This window comes from Holdemania filiformis DSM 12042 (assembly GCF_000157995.1).
GTDB classification, from domain to species: Bacteria; Bacillota_I; Bacilli_A; order Erysipelotrichales; family Erysipelotrichaceae; genus Holdemania; species Holdemania filiformis.
Window position 1 is genome coordinate 489,299 of the sequence record NZ_GG657561.1, and the last position, 9,549, is coordinate 498,847.

Below are 9,549 nucleotides of genomic sequence, written 5' to 3' on the forward strand. Positions count from 1 at the left end.
GGTCGTACAGACGATGCATCTGCGCTACAAGCTGAATTCCTTGTTTATCATCACGGAGAAGCCGGAAGAAGTCTGCGATGCGGTGTTCCATTACTGCCGTCACGGCATCACCAAGCTGTGGGGCGAAGGGGGCTTCTCGCATACGCCGCGCTGTCTGTTGTTCATGACGGTCAACGCCTATCAGGTTCACGGATTGATCGAAGCAATCCGTCTGGTCGATCCGAAGGTGTTCATCAACGTGTCCAAAACCGATAAAATCATCGGCAACTATTATCAGAAACCGCTGGATTAATTCCACCTGGGACGTTCTTTCATCAGAACGTCTTTTTTTCCGCTTTTCGACGAAGTTAAACAAGCTTTGCGCTTTTAAGCGGGTATGCTGAGTTTAACGGAAGGGGCGAAGCACATGGACTATCAGGTCAACGATCCTGAACTGCAGCGAAAGCTGGATCTGGCGGACAATGTCATCCAGCCGAAAACCCGCCAGGAAAGCCGGCTGCAGCGCTACTGGCAAAGCGTGGGGTGGAAGCACGCGGATAAAAAAAACCTGGGACTACCACCATCCCAGGCTGCGGACAGCTGAGGCTGTCCGTTTATCGTTTGCGGAACTCAAGGCCGATTTTGCGCTGGACCTTTTCCAGCTTGCGGCTGGCCAGCCGCTGCGCCTTGACGGCGCCCTCGGCCAGCGTTTCCTCGATCAAGGTCGAATTGATGATCTCGTTGTAGCGGGCCTGAATTCTTTCCAGCTCGGCGCAGACGACGTCCGCCACGGCGCTTTTGAATTCCCCATAGCCTTTGCCCGCGAAGCGTTCGACAATCGTTTCGATCGCTTCACCCGAGAGCGAAGACATAATCGTCAGCAGATTGGCGATGCCCGGCTGGTTTTCAGGGTCAAAGCGCACGCACGCTTCGTTGTCCGTCACGGCCGACATGATTTTCTTGCGGGCTGATTTCAGATCTTCCAGCAGATAGATGCAGCCCTTGTCGCCTTTGTCGGATTTGGACATTTTCTTTGACGGATCGCTGAGCGACATGATCCGCGCTCCCACCTTCGGAACGAGTGGCTCCGGAATCCGGAATGTTTCGCCATAGCGGTTGTTAAAGCGGTTGGCGATGTCGCGGGTCAGCTCGACATGCTGCTTCTGATCCTCGCCGACGGGAACGTAATCCGCGTCATAGATCAGAATATCGGCTGCCATTAAGCACGGATAGGTGTACAGGCCGACCGTCAGGTTCGTTTCGCCTTTCGCGACCTTATCCTTATACTGCGTCATCCGGTTCAGCTCGCCCTGGTAGCTGTTGCAGTTCATAATAAAGCCCAGCTGCGCGTGTTCCTTGACGTCCGACTGTAAGAAAATCGTTGCCCGCTGCGGATCCAGGCCGCACGCCAGATACAGCGCCACCGCGTCCTTCAGATTCTTTTTCAGCTCTTTGGGATCCTGATAAACCGTGATGCAGTGCAGGTTGGCAATGAACACAAGCATTTCGTATTCATCCTGATACTTGACGAAATTGCGCAGGGCGCCGATATAGTTGCCCAGCGTCAGCTGTCCGCTCGGCTTAATCCCGCTGAGCATGACTTTTCTTTTTTCAGTGTTTTCCATCATTTCTCCTCCTAAAATAATAAAAAACGCCCCGATCACCGGGACGCTTCCGCGTGGTACCACCCAGCTTGTTTTCCAGACGTCTGAAAAACCGCTCATGCAGGATAACGGCCTGTTCCGTTGGAAAACTGACGCTCTCCAAGGCTCCAAAAACCCAATTCACGAAAGATTTCTGCGGATGAGTCGCACCGTTCCTCATCTCTCTGGATGTCACAAAATCCCGCTACTGCTTTTTCTTCGTTGCTTTTCTTAATTTAAGCACAAACCGATCGAACATGCAAGCCGGATCGGACCGGACTGCTTGAAAAAATCACGAAATTCATCCGAGAATCGGCAGGGCCGGATTGAATTTCCGGCTGTTTCATTGTATGATAAAAGCTCAAAAGAACTCACAACGGCGTTGAGCTTGATTTCAGCCCGGCTGTGCGCAATAGAAATGGCGGTGCAATTTATGATCGTAGTGTATACTTCACCCGGCTGTGCTTCCTGCCGAAAGGTCAAACAATGGCTGAAAGAGCGGAATCTGCCGTATATAGAAAAGAACATTTTTACGACGCTGCTCAACGAAACGGAGATCCGGCATTTGTTGATGCGCAGTGAAAACGGCTCGGAGGATATCATCTCCAAGCGCTCAAAAATCATCCAGCAGAACGCGATCGACCTGGACGACATGACGATCAGCGAGCTGGTGCATTTCATCCAGGAAAATCCATCCGTGCTGAAACGGCCGATCATCCTGAATGAACGGAACTTCCAGGTCGGCTACGACGAGGAGGAGATCGACGCGTTCGTCCCGCAGCAGCTGCGCTCTCTGGCCCGGCTGTCCTGCAACGCCAGCTGTCCGAATTATGCCGGCTGCGGCAAGATCCGGGAAGAAGCTTGACAAGCATCTGTGGATGCTTGTTTTTTTCCTCAAATCCAAAAGAAACAAAGGGAGGATGAATGATGAAAATCTTAGTCGGTTTATCCGGCGGCGTCGATTCCGCCGTCGCGGCATATCTTTTAAAACAACAGGGGCTGGACGTAACCTGCGCGTTTATGCGCAACTGGGATTCGATGGCCAACAATGATTTCTTAGGCAATCCGAATGCGGACGATGACGTGTGTCCGCAGGAAAAGGACTGGATGGACGCTAAAAGCGTTGCCGACAGCCTGGGATTAGAACTGCTGCGCGTGGATTTCGTCAAGGAGTATTGGGATAACGTTTTCTCTAACTTCCTGCAGGAATACAAGAAGGGCCGGACGCCGAATCCCGATATTTTGTGCAACAAATACATCAAGTTTTCCAGCTTTCTCGATTTCGCCCGCCGCCGCGGCTTCGATACGCTGGCGACCGGCCATTATGCGCGTGTGCGGCACGAAGCAGACTTCAGCGGTTTATACAAGGCGCACGACCTGAATAAGGATCAGAGCTATTTCCTTTGCCAGGTTGCGTCCGATGCGCTGCGGCATACATTGTTTCCGTTAGGCGAGATTGAAAAGCCGGAAGTGCGGCGGATCGCGAAGGAACTGCGGCTGTCGATTGCGGAGAAAAAGGATTCGACCGGAATCTGTTTTATCGGCGAGCGCAACTTCCGGGAATTTCTGAAGAACTACCTGCCGGCCAAATCCGGCAAGATCGTCGATGTGATCAGCCGCCGCGTCTTAGGTGATCATGAGGGCGTGCTGTATTACACGATCGGTCAGCGCAAAGGCCTGGGGATCGGCGGCGAGGGCGGACCGTGGTTTGTCGTCGGCAAGGACGTCGTCCATAACGAGCTGCTGGTGGCCAGCGGCGAAAGCAACGACTGGCTCTTAAGCGATACCTGTCTGGTCAGCGGCGTCAACTGGCTGGCCAGGACAAAACCGCAGGGCGCGCTGTCCTGCTGCGCGAAGTTCCGCTATCGTCAGAAGGACAATCCGGTGACGCTGGAATTCCTCGATGAAACGACTGTCAGACTGACCTATCCTCAGCAGGTCGCTTCGGTGACCCCGGGGCAGCAGGCGGTCTTCTATCTGGGCGAGCAGTGCCTGGGCGGGGGCGTGATCGAGGAAGTCTGGCATCGCGGACAATCGCTGACGGACCGGATCCGCAGCTTTGAGCCATGAACCGAGTCAGGCTGTCAAAGCGCCGGGTGCAGGTTATCCTGTTCAATTATTTCGCGGGCTACCTGTTCCTTTATCCCCTGTTGATCGGGGTGCTTTTCCGGCTGTTTGCACCCTTAGGGATTCCCAATCTTGACCGGATGCTGGAAAATCTGGTCTATATCCTGGTTTTCACGGTGACGGTCGGCGCGGCCTGGCCGCTGTTAAAGGAACATCTTGAGCGCTTTCGGCAGAACCGGCGGGCAATTGTCAAATCGACGCTGACGCGCTATGTTCAGATGTGGCTGGTGATGTATGGGATGAATCTGGCGATCATTTTGATCACCGGGCTGTCAAGCAGCCAGAATCAGGATACCGTCGTCCAGCAGCTGACCCAGTCGCCGCTGCAGATCATTCTGGTCACCTGTCTGTTTGCGCCGGTCGTCGAGGAAACCGTCTTCCGCGGGGCCGTCTTTACGCCGCTGCGCCAGCGGGGCAGCTTTCGCACCGCCGCGCTGGTCAGCGGGTTTCTGTTCGGTCTTCTGCATGTGTTCACGTCGCTGCTGAGCGGCAATCTCAGCGACGGGATCTTTATTCTCGTTTACGGCACGATGGGCTATCTGTTGTGCGCAGCCGAGGAAGAAAATCAGACGATCGTCAGTCCGCTGCTGATGCACGGGCTGAACAATCTGATCAGCGTGATGCTGATCCTGCTGTGAGAAAGGAATGAGGGAAATGAGTGAGGAACACGACGTCATCCGCGGCAAACTGAAGCAGATCGTCTTCCGCAACGACGACAACGGCTACACTGTCGCTCGTTTTATCGTTGATGATCTGCAGCAGCGGCAGGTGACGATCACCGGGTATCTGCCAGTGTTCAGCGAGGACGCGCTGATGGAGTTAAGCGGCAGCTATGTCGATCATCCCCGCTATGGAATGCAGTTTCAGGTCGAAACCTTCCACCGCGTTATGCCGGACGACGAGGACTCCCTGATTCGTTTTCTGTCTGGTCCGTTATTTGAGGGCATCGGCAAAAAATATGCCGAAACGATTGTGGCGGCCCTTGGCAAAGACGCGATTCATCGGATTAAAAACGACCCAACTGTGCTGGACAGCGTGCCGAAAATGACGAGCAAGCGCCGGACAGCGATTCTGGAAGGGTTAAAAGAAAGCGACGACGATCTGGAAAATCTGATCCAGTTCTTTGTCGCTCATGGTCTGGGGATGCGCAACGTCATGAAGCTGGAGCGGATCTATGGTAAGGAAGCGGTTGAGAAAATTCAGGAAAATCCGTACCGGATGGTCGACGAGGTCGACGGCATCGGGTTTGCGACGGCCGACAAGGTCGCGATGTCGCTGGGCTTTGAGCTGGAGGATCCGCGCCGGCTGGAAGCGGCGATGGTCGCGCTGGTCGATCAGATGAACATGCAAAGCGGCGATACGTTTGTCAGCCGCGAAGGGCTGGCGCATCAGATGAAACGCCAGTGCGCCGGTCTGACCTATGATTTTGACGAACTGCTGGAATCGCTGCTTTTACAAAGACGGTTAGTGGAAGAAGAAGGGCGGATCTATCATGTCGATCAATATGACGCGGAGGTCCAGATCGCGCAGTTTCTGACGTTGTTTCCGTTTGAAGAACTGGAATCGGTCGATCCCGAAACGCTGCAGTTTGAGCTGGACGCGCTGCAGGAAAAGCTGGCGATCACCTACGATCAGGCGCAGCTGGACGCGATCCACACGTTTTTTGAACAAGACGCGATGATCCTGACCGGCGGCCCGGGAACGGGCAAGACAACCGTCGTACGGGCGTTGACCGCGTTGTTTAAAAAACTGTATCCGTACCAGCGGATCGCCTGCTGCGCCCCGACCGGACGGGCGGCGAAGCGGCTGGCTGAGCTGACGGAAACCGATACGTTTACGATCCACAGTTTGTTGGGCTGGGATCTGGAATCGAATACGTTTACCAAGACGGAACAGGATCCGCTGATCGTCGATCTGTTGATCATCGACGAATTTTCCATGGTCGACAGCTGGCTGTTCGCGGCGCTGTGCAAAGCCTCGGTGCATGTCAAGAAGCTGTGCATCATCGGCGACGAGGATCAGCTGCCTTCGGTCCGCTGCGGCTGCGTCTTGAAGGATTTAATCACCTCCGAGCTGTTTCCGTTAGTCCGGCTGGAACGGATTTTTCGCCAGAGCGAGGGCAGCGACGTGATCACGCTGGCGCATCAGATCCGTCAGGGCCAGACGGAGGAGCTGGACTGTCATGGCGACGTGGCGTTTTTCCCGGTCGGACTTTACGAGATCAAGGACCAGGTCATCAACGTCGTACAGTCGGCGCTCAACAAGGGCTACGATATCCAGGACATTCAGGTGCTGGCCAGCAAATACAACGGACCGGCCGGAATCGACCGGCTGAACGCCGCTTTGCAGCAATGCCTGAATCCGCCGGAGCAGGGCAAGCGCGAATGGAAGGCGGGCTACCGTACCTTCCGCGAGGGCGACAAAATTTTACAATTGAAAAACCAGCCGGATGACGACGTCTACAACGGCGATATCGGCATGCTTGTGGAAATCGTTTACGCCAATGAGGACGAAGCCGGCAAGAACCGGCTGATCGTCGATTTTGAAGGAATTCTCGTCGAATACACCTCGGATAACCTGCTCAACATTTCGCACGCCTACTGCATTTCCGTGCATAAATCCCAGGGCAGCGAATATCCGATCGTCATCATGCCGGTCGTGCGCGACTACGGGATCATGCTTCAGCGGCGGCTGATCTATACCGGCGTCACCCGCGCCAAAAAATCACTCGTTCTCTTAGGCGAGAAGGACGCGTTGATCCGCGGGATTGCCAGCCAGGAACACCATTTGCGCTCAACGACGCTTACCCAGCGGATCGCGGCGATGCTGAATCCGGAATTTTAAGCATAAGTTTATTTGATTGCGGACATACTAACACCAAAAGGAGTGGAACGTATGAAAAAATGGTTATTCGGTTTCATGGCCGGCATGGCTGCCGGCATGGTGGTCGCGTTTGCGAACGAGGATGAACTTGACGACGCTTATTACAAGGCCTGCAAATGCAAAAAGAAGCTGATCCGCAAAATGCACCAGATGGATCTCGAACACTAACCCCGTCGTTACGGGGTTTCTCTTTTATGAAAGACCTGTTTGAACGAACGGACTGGAAACGCTGGCTGCAGCTGTTAGGCTGCGTGCTGATCGTGATGATCGTGCTCAGGATGTTAGGCTGGGATGTTGTGCTGATGGCCGTCTTCCACGCGCTGTCGCCGCTGTTGTTCTCCTGTCTGATCGTGTTTCTGTTTGAGCCGTTTGTCGAGAAACTGCCGTTTCCCCGGGGAATCAGCTGTTCGCTGGTGTACTTCGGTTTCCTCGGGCTGTTGGTTCTGGGCATCGGCATGATGGTGCCGTTAGTGATGGAGCAGGGGTCGCAGCTGCTGGGCGAAGCGGGCCGGTTAAGAGAACAGCTGGCGGCGACCGAGTTCTTTCACTGGGCCGGGCAGCTGGATTGGCATGGCGTATTCACGGCCGGCTATGAGGCAGCGATGAGCGCGACCCGCAGCGCCGTCGACCGGCTGTCGTTTTTCGGCGTCAGCTTTTTAGGTGCGTATTTCATTGCGCTGGACATGGAAGCTTTCGGGCGCATTCTCAAAAAGCGGCTTCCGTCCTATCAGCACTGGCTGCTTTTCTACAAGACCAGCTCGCGCGTCGTCTACCACTATCTGCGCGGCTTGGCGCTGGATTTGTTGTTTTTAATGATCACCGTGTCGGTGCTGTTGTTGATCTTCAGTGTACCCAACGCTGTATTCTACGCGATCATGCTTGCGCTGTTCAATCTGATTCCTTATCTGGGTGCAACGGTCGGTCAGATCGTGATTCTGCTTGCGCAATATTTCGCGACCGGTCAGATCCCGTGGCTGCTGGGCGTTTTGTTATGGCTGATCCAGCAGATCGAAGCCAACTGGGTGCAGCCGCTGATCTTCAAAAAGGTCATGAACCTGCGGCCGGTTTATACGCTGATCGCGCTTTTGGCCGGGGGCTGTTTCTTCGGCATGATCGGGATCATCCTGGCGCCGATCCTGGCCGCGATTGTGCAGCTGGCCTACCGCAGCTATCTTTTCGCAAAATGCACGGAAACAGTTGGCACGTGGGAAACAGTGTGGTATAATTTCGATAGTTTTGAAAACGATGACGAAGAAAAGTAGATCAGGCTGTTCCATTGCAGAGAGAAAACGGCGGTGCAAGTTTTCATGGGATCTGATCGAAGCCGCTTCCGAGTTTGCCCAAAGCAACGTGTGCTCTGCGTTAAAGAGAAATGAGGGCATTTCTTTTGAAGAAAAGAAATGAATCAGGATGGTACCGCGTGAGTAAAGCGTTCCTGGAGTTTCAGGGCGCTTTTTATTTTGGCAGACGCATCAGACAAAGAAAGGAAGAAACAAACATGAAAGAATTAACAGGCAACCAGGTACGCCAGATGTTTCTGGACTACTTCCAATCCAAAGGTCACATGATTGAACCGGGAGCTTCGCTGATCCCGCATAACGATCCGACGCTGTTGTGGATCAACGCGGGCGTCGCGGCGCTGAAAAAATATTTCGACGGCAGCGAGAAGCCGGCCTGCAACCGGATCGCCAACGCGCAGAAGTCGATCCGTACCAACGATATCGAAAACGTCGGCAAGACCGCCCGACATCATACGTTTTTTGAGATGCTCGGCAACTTCTCGATCGGCGATTACTTCAAAGCGGACGCGATCCCGTTTGCCTGGGAATTTTTAACCTCGCCGGAGTGGATCGGCTTTGACAAAAACAAGCTGTATGTCACTGTCTATCCGGACGATGAGGAAGCTTACCGCATCTGGACCGAGGTGTGCGGTGTCGATCCAAGCCATATCTTAAAAACCGCGGATAACTTCTGGGAGATCGGCGAAGGGCCGGGCGGGCCGGACAGCGAGATTTTCTATGACCGCGGGGAAAAGTATGACCCGGAGGGGTTAGGCGAAAAGCTGTTCTTTGAAGAAATGGAGAACGACCGCTACATCGAAGTCTGGAACGTCGTGTTCAGCCAGTTTGACTGCCGGCCGGGCACGGACCGCAAGCTGTATAAAGAGCTGCCGCACAAGAACATTGATACCGGCATGGGACTGGAACGGTTAGTTTCGATCATCCAGGAAGGGGAAACGAACTTTGATACCGATCTGTTCCTGCCGATCATCCGCGCGGCGGAAAAGCTCGCCAAGCATCCGTATGAAGGTGAATATAAAATGGCGTACCGCGTCATTGCCGACCATATCCGCACCGTGACCTTCGCGCTGAGCGACGGCGCGATGTTCTCTAACGAGGGCCGCGGCTACGTGCTGCGCCGGGTGCTGCGCCGGGCGGTCCGCTACGGTATTAAATTAGGCATTAACGGCGCGTTTATGTACAAGCTGGTCGACGTCGTCGCTGACAACATGAAGGATTTCTATCCGTATCTGTTAGAAAAGACGGAATTTGTCGCCAAGCTGGTTAAGAATGAGGAAGAAGCGTTCCATTCGACGCTGGCCAACGGTGAAAAGCTGCTCAATGAGGAGCTGGCCAAAGCTGAAGCGGCGAAAACCTTGAGCGGCGAGGTCGTCTTCAAGCTGTACGATACCTACGGCTTCCCGCTGGAGCTGACAAAAGAAATCGCCGGCGAGCGCGGTTATACGATCGATGAAGAAGGCTTTGAGGCGCAGATGGCGAAGCAGCGTGAACGCGCCCGGGCCGCGCGCGAAGACGCGCAGTCGATGGCCAGCCAGTCGGCGGATCTGATGGACTTCACAGCGCCGTTTGAATTCACGGGCTATGAAACAATGAGTGATACCGGAACGATTACCGGA

At 54.3% G+C, this 9,549-nt stretch carries 10 protein-coding genes and 2 other annotated features; of the genes, 9 read left to right on the plus strand and 1 reads right to left on the minus strand.

Features of this window, described 5'->3' with window-relative positions:
• On the plus strand, positions 1-292 hold a 292-nt coding region (locus HOLDEFILI_RS14980), incomplete at its 5' end, for a DUF2179 domain-containing protein (RefSeq protein WP_167317156.1).
• A gap of 114 nt (positions 293-406) precedes the next feature.
• Positions 407-583, plus strand: a complete 177-nt coding sequence (locus tag HOLDEFILI_RS19390; RefSeq protein WP_156788955.1) for a hypothetical protein — start codon at positions 407-409, stop codon at positions 581-583.
• Positions 584-593: 10 nt separating this feature from the next.
• On the opposite strand, the gene trpS is transcribed toward HOLDEFILI_RS19390, so the two are convergent.
• On the minus strand, positions 594-1,604 hold the full coding sequence (gene trpS / locus HOLDEFILI_RS14985) for a tryptophan--tRNA ligase (RefSeq protein ID WP_039865114.1): 1,011 nt from the start codon (positions 1,602-1,604) through the stop codon (positions 594-596).
• 36 nt (positions 1,605-1,640) lie between these two features.
• Positions 1,641-1,854, minus strand: a binding site (T-box leader).
• A 201-nt stretch (positions 1,855-2,055) separates the two neighbouring features.
• On the opposite strand from trpS, the gene HOLDEFILI_RS14990 reads away from it, so the two are divergent.
• The 7 genes from HOLDEFILI_RS14990 to alaS form a co-directional block, all read left to right on the plus strand.
• Positions 2,056-2,487, plus strand: coding sequence for a Spx/MgsR family RNA polymerase-binding regulatory protein (locus HOLDEFILI_RS14990; RefSeq protein WP_039865115.1), 432 nt, complete (start codon positions 2,056-2,058; stop codon positions 2,485-2,487).
• A gap of 59 nt (positions 2,488-2,546) precedes the next feature.
• Positions 2,547-3,692, plus strand: coding sequence for a tRNA 2-thiouridine(34) synthase MnmA (gene mnmA / locus HOLDEFILI_RS14995; protein ID WP_006060676.1), 1,146 nt, complete (start codon positions 2,547-2,549; stop codon positions 3,690-3,692).
• Positions 3,689-4,387, plus strand: coding sequence for a CPBP family intramembrane glutamic endopeptidase (locus HOLDEFILI_RS15000; RefSeq protein ID WP_006060677.1), 699 nt, complete (start codon positions 3,689-3,691; stop codon positions 4,385-4,387). Before mnmA ends, HOLDEFILI_RS15000 begins: the two co-directional genes overlap by 4 nt.
• 16 nt (positions 4,388-4,403) lie before the next feature.
• Positions 4,404-6,593, plus strand: a complete 2,190-nt coding sequence (gene recD2 / locus HOLDEFILI_RS15005; protein WP_039865116.1) for an SF1B family DNA helicase RecD2 — start codon at positions 4,404-4,406, stop codon at positions 6,591-6,593.
• Positions 6,594-6,644: 51 nt separating this feature from the next.
• Positions 6,645-6,800 (plus strand): hypothetical protein, encoded by a 156-nt coding sequence (locus HOLDEFILI_RS19395; RefSeq protein ID WP_006060679.1) that lies wholly within the window; start codon positions 6,645-6,647, stop codon positions 6,798-6,800.
• A gap of 26 nt (positions 6,801-6,826) precedes the next feature.
• A complete protein-coding gene (locus tag HOLDEFILI_RS15010) occupies positions 6,827-7,894 on the plus strand; it encodes an AI-2E family transporter (protein WP_006060680.1) in 1,068 nt (355 codons plus the stop codon).
• Positions 7,869-8,072, plus strand: a binding site (T-box leader). It overlaps the preceding gene by 26 nt.
• 58 nt (positions 8,073-8,130) lie before the next feature.
• A partial coding sequence (gene alaS / locus HOLDEFILI_RS15015) for an alanine--tRNA ligase (protein WP_083787643.1) occupies positions 8,131-9,549 on the plus strand: 1,419 nt, incomplete at its 3' end.

Excerpts from the sequence above, each read along its gene's own strand:
- HOLDEFILI_RS15010 (WP_006060680.1), top strand. The coding sequence starts at position 6,827 with ATGAAAGACCTGTTTGAACGAACGGACTGGAAACGCTGGCTGCAGCTG.
- mnmA (WP_006060676.1), top strand. The coding sequence starts at position 2,547 with ATGATGAAAATCTTAGTCGGTTTATCCGGCGGCGTCGATTCCGCCGTC.
- HOLDEFILI_RS14990 (WP_039865115.1), top strand. The coding sequence starts at position 2,056 with ATGATCGTAGTGTATACTTCACCCGGCTGTGCTTCCTGCCGAAAGGTC.
- HOLDEFILI_RS19390 (WP_156788955.1), top strand. The coding sequence starts at position 407 with ATGGACTATCAGGTCAACGATCCTGAACTGCAGCGAAAGCTGGATCTG.
- HOLDEFILI_RS19395 (WP_006060679.1), top strand. The coding sequence starts at position 6,645 with ATGAAAAAATGGTTATTCGGTTTCATGGCCGGCATGGCTGCCGGCATG.
- trpS (WP_039865114.1), bottom strand. The coding sequence starts at position 1,604 with ATGGAAAACACTGAAAAAAGAAAAGTCATGCTCAGCGGGATTAAGCCG.
- HOLDEFILI_RS15000 (WP_006060677.1), top strand. The coding sequence starts at position 3,689 with ATGAACCGAGTCAGGCTGTCAAAGCGCCGGGTGCAGGTTATCCTGTTC.
- recD2 (WP_039865116.1), top strand. The coding sequence starts at position 4,404 with ATGAGTGAGGAACACGACGTCATCCGCGGCAAACTGAAGCAGATCGTC.